Origin of the sequence: Roseovarius sp., from assembly GCF_030373445.1 — a bacterium.
Classification (GTDB): domain Bacteria; phylum Pseudomonadota; class Alphaproteobacteria; order Rhodobacterales; family Rhodobacteraceae; genus Roseovarius.
In genome coordinates, this window is record NZ_JAUCYU010000007.1 from 211387 (window position 1) to 235227 (window position 23841).

Here is a 23841-nt window from a genome sequence, read left to right on the forward strand (position 1 = left end):
TCCTTTACGCGGTCCACATGTCGTCAGTGAACCAGCCCGCCGAGGTTACGAGCCCGCCCTCATCCGCAGCACAACGCGACACCGCCATTGCCGCGGCCACGGCCCCGTCGATCGACAGCCACTTCTGCGATTTGGTGAACTTGGCGACATGCCCGTGATCGTTCCGCTTCACTGCCACGTTCGCGAAGCAGTGGCGCAACACCGGGTGCGCGCCGTGATGGAGCTCCCCGCCGAGGATGGCCCGTTCCAGTTCCTGGTAGGCCGGCATCATCAGCGACGGCACCTGGCGCATGTCGATGGCAGGAAGTCCCTTGTCGAGGATACGCGGCTGGACCTGCCGGGCCATGTGCGGATCGAAGGCGATCTCGCGCACGTTGAAGCGTTCGCACAGCTCGACAATTTGGCTCTCGATTTCGAGGTAATCGATCACGTTGCCTTCGGTGGCGGTGATCAATCCCTGCTCATGCCATTCCACGTAATTCGCGCCAGAGGCATCCTCACGGGCGCGTAGCGTGTCCTCGGGGCAGAAGAACCACGGGTGCAGGAAATACCCCTCCGCCACACGCCAGCACGCCACGATAACGCTAAGGTCGATCGTCGACGAAAGGTCCACCGCCAGCCAGCAATCCGCCTCCTCGAGCGTATCGAGTTCGAAGCCCTTTCGCCCGGCGTCGTAGATTTCCATGTCCACGAACGGGTCGGTTGCCGTGTCGAGCCAGATGTTCAGCTTCAACTGCTTCAGGGATTGCCGTTCACCGATGCTGCGCTCCGCACGCTGGGCATGGCGCCGGAACCCGGCAAGGCTCGGATAGCCGTGGCGCAGACCCGGATTGACGCGGTGCCAGAAGTCTTCATCACGCCAGTCCACGTCCCGCGCGGCCTCGAAGAGAATGGGCAAAATCGACGGGTCTTCGACCTCGCCACGCGCCACGCGCCGGGCATCCTCGATCACCTCGTGTGCGAGGTTGTCGTTCCCTCGCCCGGCTGTCGTCGCGACCACGAGCAGCGAGTCGTCAACCTTGTCGAGGCCGGTTGTCAGTGCCTCCCATAGGTAGCGGTTCGGCCATAGGTGGATCTCGTCGGCCAAAACGAAATTCGGGGTCGAGCCGTGCTGCGGTCCAGCATCGCCGCTGACCACCTGCATGGCCGCGCCGTCCTTCCGGTAAATCACCTTCTTCGGGGCATTGTGCGCGTCATACGCTTTGACGGCAGCCTCGATGCGCTTGTCTTCCCGGATGATACCCATCGCCTCTCGGAAGGCGATGCCCGCCTGTGTGCGGTCGAGAGCGGCGAAAATGGCCTCTCCCGAGGGCACCCGTTCTGGCCCGATTGTGTGCAGAAGGGCCAGCGCCGCGGACAGGCTGGTCTTTCTGTTCCCACGCGGCAGGAGAAGAACGGCAGTCGTGACGATCCGCCGGCCGTGTTCATCGCGTGGCCCATAGATGCGCCGCACGATCCGCTCCTGCCAGGGATCGAGCTGAAAAGCCCGGCGGGGCAGCTTGGATTTCGGGTGTCGCAACGCCCGCAGAAACTTCACCGCCCGCTCGCCGTAGCCGAACGGGTCAGGGATTTCGGTGTCGTCGTAGATCCAATGTGGGAAAGTATCAGGCGACTTCGAGCGGATTGTCATCGTCGTCCTCCGGGTCGTCGTCGCGGATGGCCGGACGCGATCGCGAGACGGGCGTCAGGCCCAGCTCGGCGGCTAGAAGGCGGGCACGGGTCATCGCGTCCGACTGGATACCCACGGCCGGGTTGCGCTTCATTTTCCCTTCAAGGTCCACGATCACGCGGCCATGCGTCTGCAGATGCTCTTCCATCTCGCGCACCGTGCCGATCGCGACACAGTAATTCTCCAGGCTTCCAAGGTCAGCGTCGGTCAGGATGCGCCGTTCAGTCAGGATCGGCATGACTCGCCGCCATTCCTTCGCGGACTCCTCGGCCAGCCAATCGGGCGCTGGCACATCCGCGATCGCGTCCGGGTCGGTGATCAGGTGCGGTTTCGTGCCTCTCATGGCATCACCTCCCGACAACGAAACTCCAAGCCCTTCCGGCGGCCGATGCGCGTGATCTCTTCAATATCGTACGCCGCGCCGTCGAAACTCACGCGGTCCTCATCGGTCACCCCGTCGAGGTGTCGCGTGCGAAACACGACAGTTGTCTCGCTGGTCTCCCCCGCATTGCGGAGGAATTCCTCGGTCGAGCGCTCCACCAGCTCGGCACGCAGGGTCGCAACCTTCCCCCAGGTCGAGGATGGCGTGCCGGCATCGTTCACCGTCACGCTGGCGCGCTGGATCTCGATGACGTGCACAAGTTTGCCGGATCTCATGGCGCCACCTCTTCGACAAGGCAGTCGATGGTCATCACGCCGTGCGAGCTTTCCCCGTCCGGGTCGGACAGCGCGCGCATGCTCGAAACGCGCCAGTCGGCGCAGTGGTAGCCGGGGCCGAGGTCGAGCCGTCCTGTGCGGATCGCGGCGCGGATCGCCGCCATGATCTCTTTCACGCCCTCGCGCGAGGGCTCGGTCTTCCACACATGAACCGTGTGATAGACGCGGCTGCGGGTGCGCGCGATGCTTCGGCCCTCGTCGATCACTTGCGCATCGCCGATGACAATGCCGGGCCGTGGCGCCGGCCGGGCGTTCCGGTCGAGGATGGAGCTTGCAGGCACGAGGTCCGTGACCGCTGGCGTGGCCACGAGACGCGCCCGGATGGCTTTCTGTACTGCAAGATCAACGCTCATTTCGCCTCCCTGATGGCCTTGGCGAGCGCGCGCTTGATGCGCCGTTCCGCCCGCGGCTTGGCCAGACGAAAGCCCGGCCAGAAGAACGGCTGCGCCGGATGATGCTTGGTGCCGTATTCCTGCAGGTGCGGGTAGCGCACATCGGCGTTGCCGGCCGTGATGGCCACCTGGTTCTCCGGCACAACATGCGAGCCGCCCGGTTGCGAGTAAGGCGGCGTGGCATGTCCGGAGAGGGTCACCGCGATGGAGCCGATCAGATCGCCTTCATCCTCTGGCGCCAGGCTCTCCATCGCCTCTGCAATCTCGTAACCGCCCTGGGCAAGCGCGGGCTCCGCACCGACCTTGCCGGCCTGGATCATGGCCCGAATGCGCCTCTGGAACTTGGAAAGGCCACCGTCATCTGCCATTAGAAGGAAAACTCCCGATACGCGGTCACCAGCTCTTGCACGCCATAAGGAACCTCGGCGACGCTCGTGCCGGTCAGGGCCGTCTCGCGCTGTTCATACCACCAGGCCGCAAGCTGCAGCACGGCCTCGATCAGGGCCGGCGGGATCGGTTCCTGGTCTTCACCGCCGAAGCATTCCTCGATCTGGAACCCCAGCATGCGCTCGATGTGGTTGTGAGCCGCGTCGAGCTTCTGCTGGAGAAGGCCATCATCCTCCGGACCGATATCATCGGTGAAGGAAAGCTGGGCCTTCAGGTCATCGAGTTCCGCGATCGCCATGGGCCACCTTACGCCTCGGCTGCGTCAACGCGCACGACGTTGGAGTTCACCCAAAGCGTGGCGTTCAATTTCATGACGTTGTTCGCGCTATCGAACTGTTCCGAGGCGCCGCCCACGATGGCCGCGAACATGCGTTCGGAGGCGGTGCCGCCCTCGGGGGCATCATCGAAGACCAGCCGGAATGCGTAGTTGTCGTCGGTCTTTTCAGCGGTATGAACCGCGATCTGCCCCGCGTCGGCGTAATCTATGCCGCAGACGACTTCCATCGTGCCGGCGCTGCGCTGACCCTTGAGCCGTTTCGTGCGGCGGGTGCCGATGGCATCAAAGGCGATTTCCTGGGCCGTGTCGCCGAGCGAACCCAGCGATTCCAGTTCCTTGATCTCGACCCACGTTTCGCCGGAGAAGTCGGTATCCTCCAGGTCGTCGTCGGCCAGGCTGATGGCACCGCCGATGTAGAGCTTGGCGCCTGCGGTTGCGAAGATAGGCATGATCAGTTCTTCCTTAAGCTGCGGCGCTCTTCACGTTGCTTTGCGCCTGAATGACAGGGGGTGCAGAGGGGTTGCCAATTGGCCTGATCCCAGAACAGTGTCTGGTCACCCCTGTGCGGTGTGATGTGGTCCACCACGGTGGCCTTCGCCCCGCAGCGGGCGCAGCGCGGCTTGCGCCTGAGAAACGCCTTGCGGGCTTTCTCCCATGCGCCAGTGTAGCCGCGCTGGCTGGAATTCGGCCGGGTCTTGTCGAACCGGGCTTTCCGCTCGGCATCCCGTTTTTGCTGACAGGGGCAGCGAACGCCATGAGCAACGCGACGTCCGCATGAACACAAAGAAGGAGGACTTTGCGGCATGGTGCTGCCCCTGCCGTCACGGTCAGGTCACCGGCGCGTCGGCGGGGTGGCCCTTCACGATCGTCACCCCGGCGGCGATGGATGTGCCGCTGTTCTTGGTGAGGACCATGCGGACGTACCGCCGATAACCGATGTACCCGACCTTGACCGTGGCGTTGGCTTCGAGGCTGGCGGGGAAGCTCCCGGACAAGTGTGCCGCGGCAACGTCCGCCCAGCCGGTCGATCCGTCCTCGCTCTCCTGCAGCTTCGCGGTGAAGTCGCCGGAAGAGACTATGGCCCCGGTGTTGATGACCACCGTCGCCGCGTTGAACCCGATCAGGTCGATCGGGTCAGCGGTGTTGGTGGCGGAGAGGACGGCAGGCGCAACCGCTTGAACCACCCCGATATTCGATGCTTGATCTCGCATTGTTAAGTCTCCTCAGCTCGTGGCCATTTTCAATTTCCGGAACCGCGCGGCCTGCAAGACGCGACCACCGACACGGCGGGTGGCGTGAATGCGGGTGACGCCTTTGCGGGCCTGTGTGTACGGATCGGACAGGATCGACATGGCGAGGCGGTCCACGATCCGATACGCGCTGAAATCGCCGTAGAGGATCGGGAAGGCATCGGCTTCAAGATCGGGCATGTCCACCGCCTCGACCACCGGGCGGCCAAGGATCGTCTCGGGCTGGCCGGCTTGGTAGGACGGTTGCCAGAGGAACCGGCCATCGCCATCCTTCAGGGTGCGCACGATGCCCAGCGTGGTGCCGTTCATCATCCAGGTACCGTTGTTCCGGTATGCGGCCGGCAGGTCATACATCAGCTTGACCAGCTGATCCGCGGAGAGGTTCGTGGCGTGGCCGTTGAGCCATTCCCCGATGCCGGCATGGGTCATCAGGCCCTCGGGCTGTCCAGCGCCGGTGCCGTTGACGAAGGCAACGCCCTCCTTTTGACCGAAGTCCTCGGCCAGAGCCATGCGCACTTCCGCCTCGGCGGTGCCGCCACTGTCGGAGAGAAGCTCGTTGCTGATGTCGACGAACGTGGTCAGCTTGTGCGGCACAACTTCGAGCTGGCCGAAAGTGACCGTCGATTCTTCGGCCTCCTCGGTCTCGCCTTCCCACTGCGCGTTGGTAATGCCGGCTCTCTTGGGATACTTGATCGAAGGTCCGGTGATGCCGCGAACGCTGGCCACAGACCGGATCGGCGAAAACTCCACGAGGTCGCGCACGAACTCCGTCGACATTTCGGCCGGCGCCAGGTAGCCCGCCTGCGGGTCGCTCGAAACGGTGAGCGCCTTGACCTCTTCATCCGGCGTCTCACGGCCCCGGCTCAGGTAAACCGCGAACGCCTTGCGCTCGATTTCCGCCTGCTCGTCGGGGTCGTCGTCACCGCCCTTGGCGCGGTTTGACTTCGCCTCTATCTTGTCGAGCCGCTCCTCGATCCTGGTCGTGTCGGTCTTCTTCTCGATCTCCTCGAGCCGCTTGTTCACGGTCTCGGTCAGATCGCCGATGGCCTTCGTGACGATATCGTTCGGATCGTCCTCGCCGCCATCCTTGAGGGTGAGCACCGTGCTGCCCAGCAGCTCGGCCTTTTTCAGATGTCGCATGTCAGTTTCCTTTTGCGAGCTGCGCCGCGGCGCGTTGAAGGGATGCCGCCAGCGTCAGCGCGCGGACGGCGGTTTTTGCAGAGGTCACCCGTGCGCCGGGGTGCATCGGGATCGTGACCAGCGAAGCTTCCATGAGTTCCAGCTCGTTGATCGTCCGGCCGCCGCGGGCGCGGGGCGTGGCCTTCTTTGTTCGGAAGCCGATCGAGATACCTCGTACGGCGCCGGCGCGGACCAGGGCACGCACTTCGCGGGCACGCGCTACGTCATCGATGAGCAAGCGCCCCTTCAGGCGCAGCCCCTCGGCATCGTCTTCAGCGGTGTCCCACGTGCCCACTGGGTCATTCTGGTCATGGCCGAAGAGCATCGGCAGGGGCAGCGAGGTGCCGGAGAATGCACCCTTCTGGATTATGTCGCCGATCCGGTCGGCCTCGGCATACTTCCAGGCCAGCCCCTCGATGGTACCGTCATCCGTCGCGTCGAGCTTGGTTTCGAGGTACACACGTTCCATCAGTTGGCGTCCTTCCGGAAATGCACTCGGGAAGAGGCGAAGGCGTCGACTTCGGCCTGAAGCCAGTTCGAAGCCCTGAGGACGCGCACCGCATTGGCGTGCGTCAGGGGCAGCGGTTCATCACCCTCCGAGATCTCCCAGTCGAGAATGCAGCGGGCGAGGCTGTCGAGACGGGCGCGTTCCCGCGCCTCGGCAGACACCCGGCCTTCGGCATCGGCCACCTCCGACAGGTCGTCGGCGAGGCGGAGGCGGGCACGGTTCTGCGTTTCACTGTCAGGCCCGGCCAGCTTGAAGCGAATACCCGTCGACCGGCCGGTCACGGGGTCGAGAAGATCGAGCCAGGCGCCGCGCTCCTGGTCGGCCGAGAAGGCGCGGATATCGTCAAGCTGCATCGGGTGTCTCCTCGTCCTCGGCATCCGCGTCGTCGCTCTTGGAAGCGGCTGCCGTGATGTTCGGGTTCATGAACTGGTCACCGCCCTCGCGCGGCGGCAAGCCCAGCCACTGCCGGCCCTCATTGGGGTTGATCACCTGCGACGAAATCAGCGAGTTGATCACGGTCGAGCGTGTGTCGAGATCGGCGCGGGTGAGATCATCGCGATCAAACCGGATGACGTACTGGCCGCGCCGCTCGTCGGTGAAGAGCGCGCGGCGCAGCGCGCCCTCGGTGGCCCTCAGCCACGGCTCCAAGGTGTAGCTCAGGAACTCGCGCCCCTGCTGCTCCCCGTTGCTCCACGTCGCGCGCTCAAGGTCGAACAGCATCGGCGGAGGCACGCGAAAGCACCGGGCGATTTCGAGGATCTGGAACTTGCGGTTTTCGAGGAACTGCGCGTCCGTCGAGTTGAAGGTGAAGGGCTCGAACTCCACGCCATCGTAGAGGATGGCAGTCTCCCCCTGGCCGTCATTGCTTTCGTGCGTGGCGCGCCACGCAGCGCGGGCTTTCCTCACAGATTCTTCAGGCATAGCCTTCGGGAACTTCAGAGCACCTGAGGGGCGGGCACCGCGCCCGAACAGCTTTGCCGCGTGGTGGTCGAGAGCAATGGCCGTGCCGATGGCCTCGCGGGCCAGCGACAGCGGCGCACGTCCGAACGGGCTCCGGAGGTGGATAAGGTTGGCAGCAGGCACCGGCCGAGCGTCGATCTTGTAGCTGGGCTCGCCGGTCGTCTGATCGAACTGGACGTCAATGACGCCGCGGCGATACCGGATAATCTCGGCAATGCGGCCGTCGCCCAGGCGATTGACGTAGGCCGTGCCGCCCCGGTCGTCGGAGAGCGCGTCAATCACGAGGTCGCGCAGGAGCTCAAAGCCGGAGGTCCAGTCATTGGCGCTGTCGCGAAGGAAGGCCAGGGCCGGATGGTTCGGCTCTGAGACCTCGGTGCCATCCTCCTCGATGCGCTTCACGGACACATCGAGCGTGGCCACGGCCTCCGAAATGACGCGGATTGCAGAGCCAACCGCCGGCACCCGCAGTGCCGCATCCGGCGTGACAGCCACGTTCCCCGTCGAGGTCGGAGTGATACCGAAGATCGCAAAGAGGTCATCGCCGGGTTCGGCGAGCCCCTTTGTTTCGGTCGAAGGCTGAGATTTGCGCGAGGTGAATGGCCACATAAAGCCAAGTTCGCAGGAAAGTATTCGGCCCGGCAGATTGCAAATGTTGGGTTTTGACAGGTTCTAGTGGGTATCGTGCGTGGGCAAAAAATCTATTTCGGGCCGATCTTGTCCGCTACTCCCCGCGCCGGTCCCCAGGGTGGCCCGAAAGTCCGGAACCACCCCCCCAGCCGGTGACCGTCATCCGTCCAGAATGTCCATGCTGTCCAAAGCGCTCCGCACCTGCTCCATCGCGGCTTCGATGATGATCGGCTTGGCACTTCCAAGGAAGCGCAGTTCGGGCGTCATCGTCCAAAGTTTTATCTCACCACCTTGTCGAACCAGTCGGAGGTTCTTGGCACACAAGGGCCACATCAGCAGCGTGAAGGTTGCGAGCAACTCGGTGTCCGACCGCAGCTTCTTGGGTGGAATGGACATTGCCACATCGGTGATCTTCGGGGGTTTCTGTTCTATATCCTGCATCTTCATTTCCCTTTCGTCTTCAGCCACGCCATCAGCTCGGAACGGAAGGCGAAGAAACTGCCGTCCGGTTCGGGTCGATAGATCGGGCAATCATCAAGCCGGGACAGCCGCCGTGCCTTGTCCGTGCTCACCCCGAGTGCGCTGGCAATATTGGTCAGGCCCCAGATCTTCTCTGTGCTGGTGAGAGTGTCGAACCGCACCGGGTTCAGTTGTGGTTGTTGGTTGCTGCTCATTAGATTTCCTTTCTCTTCAGTTTCTGTGAACCAACGCACCGAACGCCCGAACGCCCCTATAGGGGCGCGTTCGGTTCGTTCGCTCGGGATGCGTCCGAACGCACATGAACGCGACCGAACGCGTTCGCTTCCGTTCGCCTCAGTCATCGGTCATCCTCCATGCGTACTCGCCCTGCACGCCCACCACGCCTGCACTTTCCAGCTTACTCTTGGCTCTGTTGAATGCGCTGCGCTTGGCATCTGCATTTCCCTCAGAAAGCTGGCGTAGGTCGCACTCAGCACGCCACGAGGTGATCCGAATGCCGGGTCGGTCGGGCGGCAAAAGGTTGCCCAGCATCGGCTCCCCCTCCCTGTCCAACAGGGTATCCAATGCAGCCAGCGCTATGCCTGCTGCACCCGTAATCCTGGACGTGTCACGGCGCACCTCTGCAGGCTCGATCACTGCAGAGGTCACGGCCTCGCCATCCTCGTCATGGCCCAATTGGACCTTCTCGAGCGTGTATGCGAACGCATCCCCCAAGGGCATGTCACGCTGCTTTCGCTGCGCTGCGGTCACCACACCCCAATCGCGTGTCAGCTCGATCTCGGTATCGACCGCCGCACGCAACGCCACGCTGCCTCGCGCGCCTTTGGTCGTGTCCTTGCCGCTGTGGTGGATGATCATCACATGGGCGCTCAGGACGTCCCGCAGGGCGTCCACGTTGGCCACGTATGCCCCCATGTCTTTAGTGGCGTTCTCGTCGCCCGCACCCATTGTCCGTGCCAGCGTGTCGAGCACGATCAGCCGCGGCGTGATCCCATGCCGCCGGCACATCTCAATCAGCGCCGCCGCATCGGCATGGCCGAAGAAATCGAGGGCCGTTGGTAGAAGGAAAAGTTGCGGTGTGTCTAGCTCGGGCCGTTGCAACTTCATCGCCTGAAAGCGATTGCGAATGCCGTGCCCGCCCTCGGCCGCCACGTAGATAACGGCCTCGCAATCATCGTTCGGGGTCACTGTATGCCCGTGCCAATCCAACCCGGCAGCAATGTGCCCGCAAATATCGACAGCGAAGAATGTCTTCCCGACGTTGCTCTCGCCGTAGATCACGGATGCTGCGCCGCGATCGAACCAGCCCTTCAGGAGATATCGATTTTCAAGGCTGGCCTCGATCTGGCTCATGGGCGTCAAAAGCTCGAAAAGCTTGTCGGCCCGGTCCAACGGTTTTTCAGCCCGCTCCAACTCCTCGGGTTCACCCGCAATGAACTCCCATGCTTTCTCGTGATCCCAATCGCCCTCTGGCGTTTGATAACCCATTGCCAAGGCCACGAAATCAAGCGGCGTCCAGATCTGCTGCTCCATGCCGGTGCAGAGAATATCGCCAGCGAAGTCGACAGTGACGTAATGCGGAACGGTCGGGAAAATCGTTACCCAGGTATCGGGCTCTTCTTCGCTCTTGGGAAGGAGGCGGTCACCCGGCCAAGTTGCCGTTGCGCGCCACATGCCCGGCCCGTTCTGCTGTGGATCGTGCAGCCCCAGCCTTGGGAACCAATCATCGATCGCCTCGGGCTTGCGGGCGGCGAAATTGCGGGCGATCTCGCGCGTACCCGCGTCATCGGCATCGCGGAATGATTTGTTGTCGAAGGCCATTTTCACCGGCCTGCCCCTGCGCTACAATTGGCGCAGAATTGTTCACTGATATGTGCGTGGACGGTTTGGCAGATCGCCCCGGTTGCAGTTGCCGCTGCGCCGGGGTTTTCTCTTTCAGCAATCAGCTGAAGCGTTTTACAAGATGCCGATTCGTTTACGGCACGTTCGCGGATGTTCAGTGCACCGTTGGAAAACGCATAGGCTTGATATTCGCCAATAAAGTGCGTTTCCAGCAGAAGCCTGCACTTTCCCCAGCATCAGACGCCCCGCGCCCGGAATTTGCGCACGTTCCGCGGAAAGAATGCCTGTTTTCCGTTCGGTTTTCCGCGCGGCGACGGCCCCGCCCCCCGTGACAGTTTCACGACAGGCCCTCTCCCCGCTTGCATCGCCCCGCAGGCGGGATACACCCGGTCCCCATGACCACGCCGCTCTCCCAGCTTGTCGCCACCTTCGCCCGCATCGGCGTGCTGTCCTTCGGCGGGCCGGCGGCGCAGATCTCGCTGATGCATGCCGAGCTGGTCGAGCGGCACAAATGGCTTTCCGAGAAACAGTTCCTGCAGGCGCTCTCGTTCTGCATGCTGCTGCCCGGGCCGGAGGCGATGCAGCTGGCCACCTATGCCGGCTGGAAGCTGCGCGGTGTGCCGGGCGGGCTGATCGCGGGCCTGCTCTTCGTGCTGCCCGGTGCGGCGGTGATCATGGGGCTGGCCTTCGGCTATGCCCATTACGGCGATATGCCGCTGGTGCAGTCGCTTTTCGCGGGCATCAAGGCGGCGGTCGTCGTGGTCGTGCTACAGGCCCTCTGGCGGCTGTCGCGCAAGGCACTTGGCGGGCCGTCGAGCTGGGCGCTGGCGGGGCTGGCCTTTGCGGCGCTCTTCTTCCTGTCGATCCCCTTCCCGCTCATCATCGCCGCCGCCGCGCTCTGGGGCTACCTCACCACGACCCACGCGGCGGCCGAGCCCGCGCCCCCGCCCCACCGGCCCGACACCCTGCGCACGATCGCCACCTGGGGCACGCTCTGGCTCGCGCCCGTGGCCCTCCTGTGGCTGACCGGGGCCGAGTTCCTCACCGAGCTCGCGCTCTTCTTCTCGCAACTGGCCGTGGTCACCTTCGGCGGCGCCTACGCGGTGCTGGCCTACATGACGCAGGCCGTGGTCGAGACCCATGGCTGGCTGACGACACCGGAAATGATCGACGCGCTGGGGCTGGCCGAGACCACCCCCGGCCCGCTGATCCTCGTCACCCAGTTCGTGGGCTTCCTCGCCGGCTTTGCCGAGGGCGGGCCGTGGCTGGCGCTCCTTGCCGCCACGCTTACCCTCTGGGTCACCTTCACGCCCTGTTTCCTGTGGATCTTCGCCGGCGCGCCATATGTCGAGACCCTGCTCGCCCGCCCCCGGCTGCGCGGCGCGCTCGATGCGATCTCGGCCGGCGTGGTGGGCGTGATCCTCAACCTTTCGGTCTGGTTCGCGCTGCACGTGATCTTCGCAGATGTCTCGCCGGGCCGCCTCGGCCCACGCGTCGACCCCGCCAGCCTGATCCCGGAAAACCTTGTTTACATGGGGATCGCCATTCTCCTTCTCCTCGGCCTGCGCCTGCCGCTGATCCTCTGCCTCGGGCTGATGGCGGCCATCTCGGGGGCTGCGGAACTTTTAGTTTGACGCCAGCCCGCCATGGGTCTTTGTTAGAGGGAGAATCCCTCCAACAACGGGCGCGACCCGGGGACATCATGGCGCGAGAGATCGACTACGGAAAACTCATGCACAGCGCAATGCGCGGCCTCATCCAGGAGGTTCTGACGGATGTGCGTGACAAGGGGCTGCCCGGCGCCCACCATTTCTTCATCACCTTCGACACCACTCACCCGGAGGCCCGCCTCGCGGCGTGGCTGCGTGACCGCTACCCGACCGAGATGACCGTGGTGATGCAGCACTGGTTCGACAATCTCGAGGTGAATGACGACGGCTTCGGCGTGACGCTCAACTTCGGGGACGAGCCGGAAAGCCTCTATATCCCCTACGATGCCATCCAGACCTTCGTCGACCCCTCGGTCGAGTTCGGCCTGCGCTTCGAAAGCCATGACGAGGATGACGACGAGGACGACGCACCGGAGGAGCCCGAACAGGCCGGGTTCGCCGAGGATGTCGAGGAAGAGCCCGAGCAGAAAGACGCCGAGGTGGTGAGCCTCGACAGCTTCCGCAAGTAACGGCCAGGCGCCCCGCCCGGGCGCGGCCGCCAGGGTTATCCCATGAAGTTTTCATGAAGTTTCGCGGGCCCCGCTTGTTCCGGCCCGCGGCTTTGCTATCTCGCCTCTGACCCCACCGCAGAGGATGCGAACATGGCAAACGATATGGGCCTTTTCTTCGGCGAGATGCTGCGCCACCCGGCCGAGGTTTCGGCGCTTCTCCCCTCCTCCAGCGCCGTGGCATGGCGGATGACCGAAGGGGTCGATCGCCATACCGGCCCGGTGGTCGAGATCGGCCCCGGCACTGGCAGCTTCACCAAGGCCATCCTCGCCCGCGGCGTGGCCCCCGAACAGCTCACCCTGCTGGAGATGAACGCGCGGTTCTGCGAGATCCTGCGCGCCCGCTTCCCCGGCGTGCGCGTCCTCAACCGCCCGGCGCAGGATATCGAGCAGCTGGGCCTTTCGGAGATCGGCGCCGTCATCTCGGGCGTTCCCGTGCTTGCCCGCCCGAAGATCCAGCGCGAGGTGGTGGGCCCCGCTTTCCGCCTGATGAAACCCGAGGGGTTCTTCACCCAGATCACCTACAGCCCCAACCCGCCCATCTCGGCCGAGATGCAGCGCGAGCTGGGCCTGTCGGTGGAAAAGCGCGGCACCGTCTGGGTCAACCTGCCGCCCGCGCGGGTTTTCGTCTTCCGCCGGCGCACGCATTGAACTTTCCCGCGACTTGGGTATGACGGGGGCGAACCGTTTTCAGGAGAGCCCCCGATGACCGACACCCGCACCGAAACCGACAGCTTCGGCCCTCTCGAGGTGCCCGCCGACAAGTACTGGGGCGCGCAGACGCAACGCTCGATCATGAACTTCCCCATCGGCTGGGAGAAACAGCCGGTGGCGGTGGTCCGCGCGCTGGGGGTCATCAAGAAGGCCTGCGCCATGGCCAACAAGGCGCAGGGCACGCTCGACGCCAAACTGGCCGACGCCATCATCGAGGCGGCGGGCGAGGTGATCGACGGCAAGCTCGACGACAACTTCCCGCTGGTGGTCTGGCAGACCGGTTCGGGCACGCAATCCAACATGAACGCCAACGAGGTGATCGCCAACCGCGCGATCGAGATCCTCGGCGGCACCATGGGCAGCAAGGACCCCGTCCACCCCAACGATCACTGCAACATGGGGCAGTCCTCGAACGACACCTTCCCGACGGCGATGCATATCTCGGCGGCCACCACGGCGCATAACGTGCTGCTGCCGGGGCTGGCCAAGCTGCAGGTGGCGCTGGAACAGAAGGTGGTGCAGTTCGACGGCATCATCAAGATCGGCCGCACCCACACGCAGGATGCCACGCCGCTCACGCTCAGCCAGGAATTCTCGGGCTACGCCCACCAGGTCGCCATGGGGATCGAGCGGGTCCGCGGCGCGCTGACCCGCATCTACGAGCTGGCGCAGGGCGGCACCGCCGTCGGCACCGGGCTCAACACGCGCAAGGGCTGGGACGAGACCGTCGCCGCCAACATGGCCGAGATCACCGGCCTGCCCTTCGTCACCGCGCCCAACAAGTTCGAGGCGCTGGCCGCGCATGACGCCATGGTCGAGATTTCGGGCGCGCTGAAGACCGTGGCGGCGAGCCTCTTCAAGATCGCCAACGACATCCGTTTCCTCGGCTCCGGCCCCCGCTGCGGGCTGGGCGAGCTGATCCTGCCGGAGAACGAGCCGGGCTCCTCGATCATGCCGGGCAAGGTGAACCCCACCCAGTGCGAGGCGCTGACGCAGGTCTGCGCGCATGTGATGGGCAACGACGCCGCCGTGGGCTTTGCCGGCAGCCAGGGCCATTTCGAGCTCAACGTCTACAAGCCGATGATGGCCTATAACGTGCTGCAATCCATGCAGCTCCTGGGCGATGCGGCCTCGGCCTTCACCGACAACCTGATCGACGGGCTGGATGCCAACCGCGAGCGGATCGAGAAGCTGATGCGCGAGTCGCTGATGCTGGTCACGGCGCTGGCGCCCGAGATCGGCTACGACAACGCCACCAAGGTCGCCAAGACCGCGCACAAGAACGGCACCACGCTGAAGGAAGAAGCCATCGCGCTGGGCTTCGTCGACGAAGAAACCTTCGACCGCGTGGTCCGGCCCGAACAGATGATCGGGCCGAAATGAGCGGCAAGCCGGTCAACCTGAACCGGGTCCGCAAGGACAAGGCCCGGGCGGAAAAACGCGCCCGGGCCGACGAGAACGCGGTGAAATTCGGCCGGACGAAGACCGAGAAGGCCCGCGACGGCGCCGCCGCCGGCAAGGCGGACAAACATCTCGACGACCACAAGCGCGAGACATGAGCCACCGCCCCGTCAAGCGCTCGCTCACCCTGCGCGGGCACCGCACAAGCGTGTCGCTCGAGACCGAGTTCTGGGACGCGTTCCGCGCCATCGCCGCCGAACGCGGCCAGCCGATCAACGCGCTGGCCGCCGAGATCGACGAGGCACGCGGCACCGAGATGGGCCTCGCCTCGGCCATCCGGCTCTACGTGCTGCGGCATTACCGGGACCGGGGCACCTGACTTGCGGCCAAGGAGGCAAGACGCCCTTTGGGGAGCCTCCGGCGGGGATATTTGGGGCCAGAAGAAGCCTGTTGTTACGCCCCTGTTTCTTCTGGCTGGAAATATCCCGGGGAGTCGCGCCGAAGGCGCGGCGGGGCAGCGCCCCTCTTTTCGCCGCGCTCTCAACCGGCACCGCCGGTCGGAGGAGTGAACATTCGTTACCGAAAAGTAAACAGGCCTGCGGTTTCAGATCGCCTCGAACTGGGCCGCCTGGCGCGCGTTCCAGCGCACCGTCAGGTGATAGCCGTCCTCGTCCTGGGCCTCGTCCTCGACCAGGCCCTTGTCGAAAAGCCATGCGCGGCGGCGGCCGTCGTCGAAGCCCAGGTGCAGGGTCTCGACCGTGGTCACGCCGGCGATCTGGTCCTTGATCGCCTCGACCACGTCGCCGATCCCCTCGCCGGTGACTGCCGACATGAGGTAAACATTGTCTGAACGGGCGGCGCGGTTCTCGAGCACCGGGCGGGCCTCCGCATCGACCCGGTCGACCTTGTTCCAGAGCTCGAGCTGCGGCACCTCCTTCTGCACGCCGAGGCTGTCGAGGATGGCGGCGACGTCGGCCGCCTGCTCCTCGCTCTCGGGGTGCGAGATGTCGCGCACGTGCACGATCAGGTCCGCCGCCGTCACCTCCTCGAGCGTGGCGCGGAAGGCCGCGACCAGCTCGGTCGGCAGGTTCGAGATGAAGCCCACGGTGTCGGACAGGATCACTTCCGGTCCGTTACCGGGCAGTTCGATCTTGCGCATCGTCGGGTCGAGCGTGGCAAAGAGCATGTCCTTGGCCATCACGTCGGCCCCGGTCATCCGGTTAAACAGCGTCGACTTGCCGGCGTTGGTATAGCCCACCAGTGCGACAATCGGGAACGGCACCTTGGCGCGGGCGGCGCGGTGCAGGCTGCGGGTTTTCACCACCTTCTCGAGCTGGCGTTTCAGGCGCACGAGCTGTTCGTCGATGGCGCGGCGGTCGGCCTCGATCTGGGTTTCGCCGGGGCCGCCGACGAAGCCCAACCCGCCGCGCTGGCGTTCGAGGTGGGTCCAGGCGCGGACGAGCCGGGTGCGCTGGTAGGAGAGCGCCGCCATCTCGACCTGCAGCACACCCTCTCGCGTGGCGGCGCGGTCGCTGAAGATCTCGAGGATTAGGCCGGTCCGGTCGAGCAGCTTCACCTTCAGGTCGTTCTCGAGGTTGCGCTGCTGCACCGGCGTGACCGGCCCGTCGACCAGCAGCAGCTCGACCTCCTCGGCCTGGATCAGCGTGCGCAGCTCTTCCAGCTTGCCCTTGGAAAACAGCGTGCCCGGATGCGGCTGGCGCAGCCGCACCACGTTCGAGCCGCAGACATCCAGCCCCGGCAGCGCATGGGCCAGCGCCACGGCTTCGTCAAGCGCGTAGGCCGGGTCACGCGCGTCGGCGTCCCCGGGAATGTCGGGATGCACCACCCAGGCGCGGGTGGCGTCGGTCTCGGTCTGGGTCACTCAGCCCCCGTATCGGGCGCTGTCGTCAGGCCCCGTCTCAGGACGACGCGTCATCGCCGTCATACAGGTTCACCGGCTGCGACGGCATGATGGTCGAAACCGCATGCTTGTAGACAAGCTGCGACTGACCGTCCCGGCGCAGGAGGATGCAGAAATTGTCGAACCAGGTGATCACGCCCTGAAGCTTGACCCCGTTGATCAGGAAAACGGTTACCGGAATCTTCGTCTTGCGGACCTGATTCAGAAATGCGTCCTGCAGATTTTGTCGATCTGTCGCCATCGTTATATTGCCTTTGTTCTTGCGACGCCGCGGATCGGCGCGTCCCTCTCCCTCGGCCAAGTATGAAGTGGCACGGTCCGAGTTTCCACCCTAAAATTCAACCCGTTGCAAGGGGCAATCGTGTACCCGTATCAATAGCGCCACAGCGAGGGATTGAAGAGCGCGATGATGGCCAGCGTTTCAAGCCGCCCCAGCGCCATGGCGGCGGCGAAGACAAGCTTGGCGGGCGCCCCGAGCTGGAGCAGGCTGATCGGCGTCTCGGCGGCGATCTGCGTCAGCGGCCCGGTGGTCGAGAGCGAGGCGATGGCCATCACGGTGGCAGATTCGAAGTCGAGCCCCAGCGCCGCGAAGATCACCGTGATCGAGGACAGCGACAGCGCGAAGAGCATGAAGAAGATCCAGGCGATGAAGGCCCCCTCGCGCCGGATGCGGCGGCTGGCCTGCCCCGCCCCGCTGATCGAGGAAGGATGGACCAGCTTCTCCATCTCGCGCCGCCCGCTGAGGTAGAGCGCGTAGACCCGCAACAGCTTGACCCCGCCCGCCGTGGTGGCGACGCCGCCGCCCACCACCGACAGCCCCATCAGGATCAGCCCCGGCGTGCCCAGCCCCGACCAGCCGCGCGCCTGTTCCCAGGCGGCGCTTTCGAAGCCCGTGGTCGTCAGGAAGGACAGTACCGTGAACATGCCCCCCCAGAGGGCCGAGGCAGCTTCGGAGAAGTTCTCGATCTCGTCGACGTCGAAGGCCGCCGCCCAGTGCCGCAGGAACAGGATCACCGGCACGCCCAGCACCAGCGCGATGCCGATGCGGAATTCCGGGTCGCCCCACAGCCCCCGCTCGGACGAGCCCATCGTGTCGGAGGAAAAGGTCAGCCGCGACAGGCCGAACAGCATGAAGAGGAAGATGATCGCCTCGCCGGCGATTCCGCTCTGCGCCTCGGGCACGCCCACCAGCGGGGTGATGCCGCTTGTCGCCATGGTCGACATGGCGTGCATCGTGGCCACCAGCGGCCGGTCGCCGGCGATCAGCAGCAGCAGCCAGATCGCCGCCGTCAGCCCAGTGTAGACCGGGAAGAGATGCGCCGTGAACTGGGCGATGCGGCGGGCCGAGCTGGCCCGGCGGAACCGGTCGAGGCGCTGCACGTCCTGCCCCGGCTCGGCCCGCGCCGTCACCTCGAACCCGCCAAGGTGCAAGGGCGCCAGCACCGCCGCCGCCGAGATCCAAACCAGCAGACCGCCCATCCAGCCCACCAGCCCGCGCCACAGGTGCAGGCTGCCGGTCAGCCGCCCCGGTTCGGAAAACAGCGTCGCCCCGGTGGTGGTCAGCGACGAGACCATCTCGACATAGGCGTTGAGATAGGAGGTGGTGCCCAGCCCCTCGTAGAACGGCAGGGCCAGGAAGACCGGCAGCAGCGTGTAGCTCAGGAACAGCGACAGCAGGTTCTGCAGGTCCGAGCTGTCGCGCCGGGCCTGGCCGGTCATCGCCAGCCCGATCACGAAGATCAGCGTCAGCCCCAGCAGGCCGGAATAGAAGAAGGACCGGGCGATGGTGTGATCCTCCTGCACCAGCGCGTGCAGGGCGGGGACGAACATCGCGATCGAGAAGATCCCCGTCAGCAGGAGGATCAGCGGTAGGCTCAGGATGCGCTCGCCCGGGGTCATCGCCATCTAGAAGAAATCGATCGAGACCTGCAGCAGCTGCTCGACCCTTGCCACGTCGGCGGCCAGCGCGAACATCACCACCACGTCGCCCGCCTCGATCCGCATGCCGCCGGTGGGTTTGACGATCTCGCCGTCCTTCAGCACCCCGCCCACCAGCACGCCCTCGGGGAAATCGATATCGCGGATGGCGGCGCCGGCGATGTTGGAGGTCGACATGACCTCGGCTTCGATCACCTCGGCCTCGGCATCACCGATGGAATAGACCGCGTGCACCCGGCCGTGCCGGATATGGCGCAGGATCGAGCTGACGGTGGTGGCGCGGGGGTTGATATAGGCGTCGATCCCCAGCGGCTCCATCAGAGGCAGGAGCGTCGGGTCGTTGATCAGCGCGATGGCATAGTCGCAGCCCTCGGCCTTGGCCCGGACCGAGGCCAGCATGTTGGTCTTGTCGTCGTCGGTCACCGCGAGGATGGCGTCGGCGCGCGAGACGCCCGCCTCGGCCAGCAGGGTGGAATCGAGCCCGTCGCCGTTTAGCACAATGGTGCGTTCCAGCGCGTCCGCCGCGCGCTCGGCGCTGCGGCGGTCACGCTCGATCATCTTGGTGCGGGCCTTGCGGCCGCGCTTTTCCAGCGATTGCGCCACGGCAAGGCCGATATTGCCGCCGCCGACGATGACCAGCCGCTCCTGCTTGTGGTCGGACTTGCCGAAGACCTCGAGCGTGCGGGGGATATCCTCGACCGGGGCGAAGACATAGGCCTCGTCATGGGCGAAAAGCTGGTCGCCCGCTTCCGGCGCGAAAAGCCGCCCGTCGCGGCGGATGCCGATCACCACCACCCGCAGGGTCGAGAAGAGGTCGTTCAACTGCCTGAGCGGCGTGTTGAGCACCGGGCAATCCTCTTCCAGCCGGAGCCCCATGAGCTGGGCCTTGTTGTTCAGGAACATCTCGGTGTCGAAGGCGGCGGGCGCGGCCAGCCGCTGCAGGGCGGCGTCGGCCACCTCGCGCTCGGGGCTGATCACCACGTCGATCGGCATGTGGTCGCGGCGGTAGAGGTCGGAATAGATGGCGTCGAGATAGGACTGGCTGCGCAGGCGGGCGATCTTGCGCTGGATGGCGAAGACCGAGTGCGCCACCTGGCAGGTGACCATGTTCACCTCGTCCGAATAGGTGGCGGCGATGATCATGTCGGCATCGCGCGCGCCGGCGCGGTCAAGCACGTCCGGATAGCTGGCGAAGCCGTTGATTCCCTGCACGTCCAGCGTCTCGGCGGCCCGGCGCACGAGGTCGGCGTTGTTGTCCACCACCGTCACGTCGTTCTTCTCGCCGCTCAGATGGCGGGCGATCTGCCAGCCCACCTGGCCGGCCCCGCAGATGATGACCTTCATGGACGCACCTTGAGCTGTCGTCGGGGTTTTTGAATGACAGAAGGGGGGATGGGGGTCAATTGCCTTTGGCGCCCGGCCCCGGCCTCCGGGCGCGGTGCGGATTTCCGGTTGATCCGTGGCGGTCGGCTGCGCTCTAGTGATGCCAGAGCGAAATGGTCGGGGAAGGACATTGCCGATGACACGCCTGTTGATCGCCGCCGCCGGCGCGGCCCTGTGCCTGGCGGCCCTGCCCCCGGCGGCGCAGGAGGAGGGAAGCGGGCCGTTGGGCCTGCCGAACAAGGCCGGGGCGTCGGTGCTGATGACCGAGCTGAATGCCATCGAGGCCGCGAACATCATCCGCCGGGGCCGCGTGATCCCGCTTGGCCGGGAATACCGGCCCGAGATGCCGCTGGGGCCGGGGCAGGATTACGCGCTCAGCCGGACCACCAGCCGTGGCGACACGTCCACCCGGGTCGAGACCACGCTCAGCGCTCCGTTGACCGCCGGCACCTATCTTGAAGGGCTGGGCCATACCGGCACCGGCGGCGAAGACCCCCGCTTTTTCAATGGCTTCACCCCCGACGAGGTGGCCCCCGAAGACGGCCCCGGGGCGGCCGGGGTGGAGCACCTGAAGCCCATCTTCACCCGCGGCATCCTGATCGACATGGTCACCGTGAACGGCGGGCCGATGGACGCGGGACAGGAGATCACCGTGGCCGATATCGAGAAAGCGCTCGACTGGTTCGGGGTGAACGAGCCCGGCAACGGCGACGCGGTGGTGTTCCATACCGGCTGGGGGCGGCACTGGATCGCGGACAATGACACCTACCTGTCCGGCGCGCCGGGCATCGGGCTGGAGGTGGCGGAATGGCTGATCGAGCGCGAGGTGGCGCTGGTGGCCACGGACGCCTGGACGGTGGGGGTTCAGCCCGTGAAAGAAGGGCCCGAGCGGGATTTCCCGGTGTCGCTGGCGCTGACCCAGAAGCATGGGATCCTGCTGCATGACAACGTGGAAAGCGAGCGGCTGATCGACGCCGAAATCTCGGAGTTTGCCTATATTTTCGCACCGGTGCCAATCAGGGGGGCGACGGGCTCTCCCGGGGCGCCGCTGGCGGTGTATTGACGGGCTGTCACCGCCGGATGGCGGCGAATCGGGGTTAATGGACTGATTTTGCTGAATTTCCGATGTCGGTATCACGTCGGTATTTCGTCGGTATCGCGTCGGTGCGAATGACCGCCCGCGCCTTGGTTGATGTGGCGTGCGGTGCGGGGGCACGCCAGATGTGGTGAGGGGCGCAACGGCCACCCTGCCCCCGAACCCCGTCGAATTGTCGCCATTCTCCCCCGGTTTGCCACGATCCCCGCCCGGACAGGGCCACCTGCCCCGGTATGGCTTCGGTTCCGACACCGAACCATCCGAAGGGCCACGCATGGGCGCGAACAACACACCGATCCCCGACCTGATCGAGATCTCCGGCATCACCGGGCATACGACCTTCACGACCGGCGGCGCCGGCGGCGGCACGATCCACGGCGTGGTCGACGACGCCACCTATACCGATGACGAGACCGGCAACAGCTCCACCCATATCGAGGAGCTGAACGAAACCCACGATATCGACAACGGCGTGCTGACCATCGACGGGGTCGAGTACAGCATCGAGCTTGTCACGCCGACGGGAAGCTCGGGCGGCAATGTCACCTACACACTCTCGGACGGCAGCACCGGCACGATCGCGGGCAACGGCGATGACAGCGATATCGTCTTCATCGTGGCCTCGCCCACCGGCGGCGGCGAGACGCGCTATTTCGCCCTGCTGGATGACAGCCTCGGCGACGTGGCGGGGATCACGTCGCTGACGACCGGTGACCTCGATTACGACCCGGCGGGCGACGACGTGATGATCGATGTCGAGCAGAACAACGTGCAGACCGTGGTCTGTTTCTGTGCCGGCACGCTGATCGACACGCCCGAGGGCGCGCGCGCCGTCGAGACCCTGCGGCCCAACGACCGGGTCGCCACCATGGACCGGGGGGCGCAGGCCATCCTGTGGACCAGTGCGCGCACCCTTGCGCCCGAGGCGCTGGCAGCCGACCCGCGGCAGCGGCCGGTGCGGATCGGCCGGGGCGCGCTCGGGCCCGGACGGCCGGCGCGGGATCTGTATGTCTCGCCCCAGCACCGGATCTGGCTGCGCTCGAAGATCGCCGCGCGGATGTTCGGCACGGCCGAGGTGCTGGTGCCGGCGATCAAGCTGACCGGCCTGCCCGGCGTGGCGCAGGTGAACACGGAGGGGCCGGTGCAGTACTATCACCTGCTCTGCCACCGTCACGAGATCGTCTATGCCGAGGGTTTGCCATGCGAGACGCTGTTGCGCGCCGAACGCTCGGTCCTGTCGCTGTCGGGCCGGGGCCGGACAGCCTGGGCCCTGCTGCGCGGCGCCGGGCGCGGGCCGGCCCGGCCGATCCGGGCGAAGGGGGCCACCATCGACCGGCTGGTCGCGCGGCACGTGAAGAACCGCAAGCCGCTGATCCTGGTCTAGCGGTGCGGGCGGAGGGGGCTGGCCGGCGGCGGGCCCCTACCCCGCTTCCTGCTCCTCGGAGTGTTTCACGCCCTTGTTGCCGGTCACGACGCCAAGGCTCTTCAGCTTGCGGTGCAGGGCGCTGCGTTCCATGCCGACGAATTCGGCGGTGCGGCTGATATTGCCGCCGAAGCGGTTGATCTGCGTCAGCAGGTATTCCCGCTCGAACGCCTCGCGCGCCTCGCGGAGCGGCATGGTGGCCACGGTGCCCGACAGCACCACGCGCCCCTCGTCGACCGGGCCCTGGGATTCGCCGGGCAGTTCCTTGGCGCCGATCTCGCCGGTGCTGTCGCCGAGGATCAGCACCCGCTCGATCACGTTGCGCAGCTGGCGGACATTGCCGGGCCAGCTCATCGTTTGCAGAAGCGCGCTCGCCTCGCCGCTGATCTTGCGCAGGGGCAGGCCCTGCTCGCGGTTCAGCACCTCGATGAAGTGGCTGGCGAGGTCGGGCACGTCCTCGCGCCGTTCCTCGAGGCTGGGCACCGAGATCGGCACCACGTTCAGCCGGTGATACAGCTCGCGGCGGAAGCGGTCGGCCTCGATCTGGGCCTCGAGGTTGCGGGAGGTCGAGGAGATGACGCGCAGGTCGACCTGCACCTTGTCCGAGCCGCCGACGCGCAGGAAGGTCTGGTCGACCAGCACGCGGAGGATCTTCGACTGGGTGCCGAGCGGCATGTCGGCCACCTCGTCGAAATAGATGACGCCGCCATTGGCCTCTTCCAGCAGGCCCGGCTCGACGCCGCGTTCGTCGCTTTCGCGGCCGAACAGCACCTCTTCCATCCGCTCGGGCTCAATCGAGGCGCAGCTGACCGAGACGAACGGCCCGTCGGCGCGGTTGGAATGGGCGTGGATGTAGCGCGCGGCCAGCTCCTTGCCCGAGCCCGCGGGCCCGGTCAGCATCACCCGCCCGTTCGACTTGGTCACCTTGTCGAGCTGGCTGACCAGCGTGCGGAAGGCGGGGCTTTGGCCGAGCATCTCCGAGGGTTCGGCCCCGCGGCGCTTGAGCGCGATGTTCTCGCGGCGCAGGCGGCTGGTTTCCATGCCGCGGCGGATGACGACCAGAAGCTGGTCGATGTTGAACGGTTTCTCGATGAAGTCGTAGGCGCCCTGCTTGATGGCGGCGACGGCGATCTCGATATTCCCGTGACCGGAGATGATGACGACGGGCACGTCCGGATAGTCGCGCTTGACGGTCTTGAGGATGTCGATCCCGTCCATGTTGCTGTCTTTCAGCCAGATATCGAGGATCAGCAGCGCCGGCGGCTCCTGCCCGATCGAGGCCATCGCCTCGTCGGAATTGCCGGCGAGGCGGGTGGTGAAGCCCTCGTCCTCGAGGATATCGGAGATCAGTTCCCGGATGTCTCTTTCGTCGTCAACGATCAGAATATCGCTCATTTGA

The 23841-nt window shown here is 65.5% G+C and carries 29 protein-coding genes; 8 read left to right on the plus strand and 21 right to left on the minus strand.

The features are described 5' to 3' along the window. Nucleotides 1-4: 4 nt before the first annotated feature. The 16 genes from QUV18_RS14490 to QUV18_RS14565 form a co-directional block, all read right to left on the minus strand. Entirely contained in the window at nucleotides 5-1630 is a 1626-nt protein-coding gene (locus QUV18_RS14490) for a terminase TerL endonuclease subunit (protein ID WP_300894705.1), read from the minus strand. After that, nucleotides 1605-2012 (minus strand): phage terminase small subunit P27 family, encoded by a 408-nt coding sequence (locus QUV18_RS14495; protein ID WP_300894706.1) that lies wholly within the window; start codon nucleotides 2010-2012, stop codon nucleotides 1605-1607. Before QUV18_RS14495 ends, QUV18_RS14490 begins: the two co-directional genes overlap by 26 nt. Then, a complete protein-coding gene (locus QUV18_RS14500) occupies nucleotides 2009-2326 on the minus strand; it encodes a phage head closure protein (RefSeq protein WP_300894707.1) in 318 nt (105 codons plus the stop codon). The genes QUV18_RS14495 and QUV18_RS14500 overlap by 4 nt, the downstream gene beginning before the upstream one ends. Continuing rightward, on the minus strand, nucleotides 2323-2739 hold the full coding sequence (locus QUV18_RS14505) for a DUF3168 domain-containing protein (protein WP_300894709.1): 417 nt from the start codon (nucleotides 2737-2739) through the stop codon (nucleotides 2323-2325). The genes QUV18_RS14500 and QUV18_RS14505 overlap by 4 nt, the downstream gene beginning before the upstream one ends. Next, complete coding sequence (locus QUV18_RS14510) at nucleotides 2736-3098, minus strand: HK97-gp10 family putative phage morphogenesis protein (protein ID WP_300894710.1); 363 nt, start codon at nucleotides 3096-3098, stop codon at nucleotides 2736-2738. The genes QUV18_RS14505 and QUV18_RS14510 overlap by 4 nt, the downstream gene beginning before the upstream one ends. A gap of 47 nt (nucleotides 3099-3145) precedes the next feature. Continuing rightward, nucleotides 3146-3463 carry a head-tail connector protein gene (locus QUV18_RS14515; RefSeq protein ID WP_300894712.1) on the minus strand — a complete coding sequence of 106 codons (318 nt, stop codon included), beginning with the start codon at nucleotides 3461-3463 and terminating at the stop codon, nucleotides 3146-3148. A gap of 8 nt (nucleotides 3464-3471) precedes the next feature. Continuing rightward, nucleotides 3472-3951, minus strand: a complete 480-nt coding sequence (locus QUV18_RS14520; protein WP_300894714.1) for a hypothetical protein — start codon at nucleotides 3949-3951, stop codon at nucleotides 3472-3474. Nucleotides 3952-3953: 2 nt separating this feature from the next. After that, nucleotides 3954-4307 carry an HNH endonuclease signature motif containing protein gene (locus QUV18_RS14525; RefSeq protein WP_300894716.1) on the minus strand — a complete coding sequence of 118 codons (354 nt, stop codon included), beginning with the start codon at nucleotides 4305-4307 and terminating at the stop codon, nucleotides 3954-3956. A 22-nt stretch (nucleotides 4308-4329) separates the two neighbouring features. Continuing rightward, entirely contained in the window at nucleotides 4330-4713 is a 384-nt protein-coding gene (locus QUV18_RS14530) for a hypothetical protein (RefSeq protein ID WP_300894718.1), read from the minus strand. A 12-nt stretch (nucleotides 4714-4725) separates the two neighbouring features. Continuing rightward, nucleotides 4726-5892 (minus strand): phage major capsid protein, encoded by a 1167-nt coding sequence (locus tag QUV18_RS14535; protein ID WP_300894719.1) that lies wholly within the window; start codon nucleotides 5890-5892, stop codon nucleotides 4726-4728. 1 nt (nucleotide 5893) lies between these two features. Next, nucleotides 5894-6400 (minus strand): HK97 family phage prohead protease, encoded by a 507-nt coding sequence (locus QUV18_RS14540; RefSeq protein WP_300894721.1) that lies wholly within the window; start codon nucleotides 6398-6400, stop codon nucleotides 5894-5896. Beyond that, a complete protein-coding gene (locus QUV18_RS14545) occupies nucleotides 6400-6792 on the minus strand; it encodes a hypothetical protein (RefSeq protein WP_300894723.1) in 393 nt (130 codons plus the stop codon). Before QUV18_RS14545 ends, QUV18_RS14540 begins: the two co-directional genes overlap by 1 nt. Beyond that, a complete protein-coding gene (locus QUV18_RS14550) occupies nucleotides 6782-8005 on the minus strand; it encodes a phage portal protein (RefSeq protein ID WP_300894725.1) in 1224 nt (407 codons plus the stop codon). The genes QUV18_RS14545 and QUV18_RS14550 overlap by 11 nt, the downstream gene beginning before the upstream one ends. A gap of 180 nt (nucleotides 8006-8185) precedes the next feature. After that, on the minus strand, nucleotides 8186-8494 hold the full coding sequence (locus tag QUV18_RS14555; RefSeq protein WP_300894727.1) for a hypothetical protein: 309 nt from the start codon (nucleotides 8492-8494) through the stop codon (nucleotides 8186-8188). Further along, nucleotides 8470-8700, minus strand: a complete 231-nt coding sequence (locus QUV18_RS14560; RefSeq protein WP_300894728.1) for a DNA-binding protein — start codon at nucleotides 8698-8700, stop codon at nucleotides 8470-8472. The genes QUV18_RS14555 and QUV18_RS14560 overlap by 25 nt, the downstream gene beginning before the upstream one ends. A gap of 139 nt (nucleotides 8701-8839) precedes the next feature. Next, nucleotides 8840-10327 (minus strand): helicase RepA family protein, encoded by a 1488-nt coding sequence (locus QUV18_RS14565; protein WP_300894729.1) that lies wholly within the window; start codon nucleotides 10325-10327, stop codon nucleotides 8840-8842. 416 nt (nucleotides 10328-10743) lie between these two features. On the opposite strand from QUV18_RS14565, the gene chrA reads away from it, so the two are divergent. The 6 genes from chrA (at nucleotide 10744) to QUV18_RS14595 (ending at nucleotide 15060) form a co-directional block, all read left to right on the plus strand. Further along, nucleotides 10744-11982: a chromate efflux transporter gene (gene chrA, locus QUV18_RS14570; protein ID WP_300894731.1), complete on the plus strand. Its 1239-nt coding sequence runs from the start codon at nucleotides 10744-10746 to the stop codon at nucleotides 11980-11982. Between the two features lie 68 nt (nucleotides 11983-12050). Beyond that, entirely contained in the window at nucleotides 12051-12527 is a 477-nt protein-coding gene (locus QUV18_RS14575; protein WP_300894733.1) for a ClpXP protease specificity-enhancing factor SspB, read from the plus strand. A gap of 132 nt (nucleotides 12528-12659) precedes the next feature. Then, nucleotides 12660-13217, plus strand: a complete 558-nt coding sequence (locus QUV18_RS14580) for an rRNA adenine N-6-methyltransferase family protein (protein ID WP_300894734.1) — start codon at nucleotides 12660-12662, stop codon at nucleotides 13215-13217. Nucleotides 13218-13271: 54 nt separating this feature from the next. Continuing rightward, nucleotides 13272-14663 (plus strand): class II fumarate hydratase, encoded by a 1392-nt coding sequence (gene fumC, locus QUV18_RS14585; RefSeq protein ID WP_300894735.1) that lies wholly within the window; start codon nucleotides 13272-13274, stop codon nucleotides 14661-14663. Then, complete coding sequence (locus QUV18_RS14590; RefSeq protein ID WP_300894736.1) at nucleotides 14660-14839, plus strand: DUF4169 family protein; 180 nt, start codon at nucleotides 14660-14662, stop codon at nucleotides 14837-14839. The genes fumC and QUV18_RS14590 overlap by 4 nt, the downstream gene beginning before the upstream one ends. After that, nucleotides 14836-15060 (plus strand): ribbon-helix-helix domain-containing protein, encoded by a 225-nt coding sequence (locus QUV18_RS14595; protein WP_300894737.1) that lies wholly within the window; start codon nucleotides 14836-14838, stop codon nucleotides 15058-15060. Before QUV18_RS14590 ends, QUV18_RS14595 begins: the two co-directional genes overlap by 4 nt. Nucleotides 15061-15285: 225 nt before the next feature. On the opposite strand, the gene hflX is transcribed toward QUV18_RS14595, so the two are convergent. The 4 genes from hflX to trkA form a co-directional block, all read right to left on the minus strand. After that, nucleotides 15286-16563 carry a GTPase HflX gene (gene hflX, locus QUV18_RS14600; RefSeq protein WP_300894738.1) on the minus strand — a complete coding sequence of 426 codons (1278 nt, stop codon included), beginning with the start codon at nucleotides 16561-16563 and terminating at the stop codon, nucleotides 15286-15288. 37 nt (nucleotides 16564-16600) lie between these two features. After that, the gene (gene hfq / locus QUV18_RS14605) at nucleotides 16601-16843 is read right to left on the minus strand and encodes an RNA chaperone Hfq (protein ID WP_300894763.1); all 243 of its coding nucleotides are present in this window, start codon (nucleotides 16841-16843) and stop codon (nucleotides 16601-16603) included. 131 nt (nucleotides 16844-16974) lie between these two features. Then, nucleotides 16975-18507 carry a potassium transporter TrkG gene (locus tag QUV18_RS14610; protein WP_300894739.1) on the minus strand — a complete coding sequence of 511 codons (1533 nt, stop codon included), beginning with the start codon at nucleotides 18505-18507 and terminating at the stop codon, nucleotides 16975-16977. Beyond that, on the minus strand, nucleotides 18508-19884 hold the full coding sequence (trkA, locus tag QUV18_RS14615) for a Trk system potassium transporter TrkA (protein ID WP_300894740.1): 1377 nt from the start codon (nucleotides 19882-19884) through the stop codon (nucleotides 18508-18510). A gap of 175 nt (nucleotides 19885-20059) precedes the next feature. Here trkA and QUV18_RS14620 point away from each other — a divergent pair, with 175 nt between their 5' ends. Next, nucleotides 20060-20986 carry a cyclase family protein gene (locus tag QUV18_RS14620; protein WP_300894741.1) on the plus strand — a complete coding sequence of 309 codons (927 nt, stop codon included), beginning with the start codon at nucleotides 20060-20062 and terminating at the stop codon, nucleotides 20984-20986. A gap of 307 nt (nucleotides 20987-21293) precedes the next feature. Further along, on the plus strand, nucleotides 21294-22403 hold the full coding sequence (locus tag QUV18_RS14625) for a Hint domain-containing protein (protein WP_300894742.1): 1110 nt from the start codon (nucleotides 21294-21296) through the stop codon (nucleotides 22401-22403). 36 nt (nucleotides 22404-22439) lie between these two features. Here QUV18_RS14625 and QUV18_RS14630 read toward each other — a convergent pair whose 3' ends face one another. After that, a complete protein-coding gene (locus QUV18_RS14630) occupies nucleotides 22440-23837 on the minus strand; it encodes a sigma-54 dependent transcriptional regulator (RefSeq protein WP_300894743.1) in 1398 nt (465 codons plus the stop codon). Nucleotides 23838-23841 lie beyond the last annotated feature (4 nt).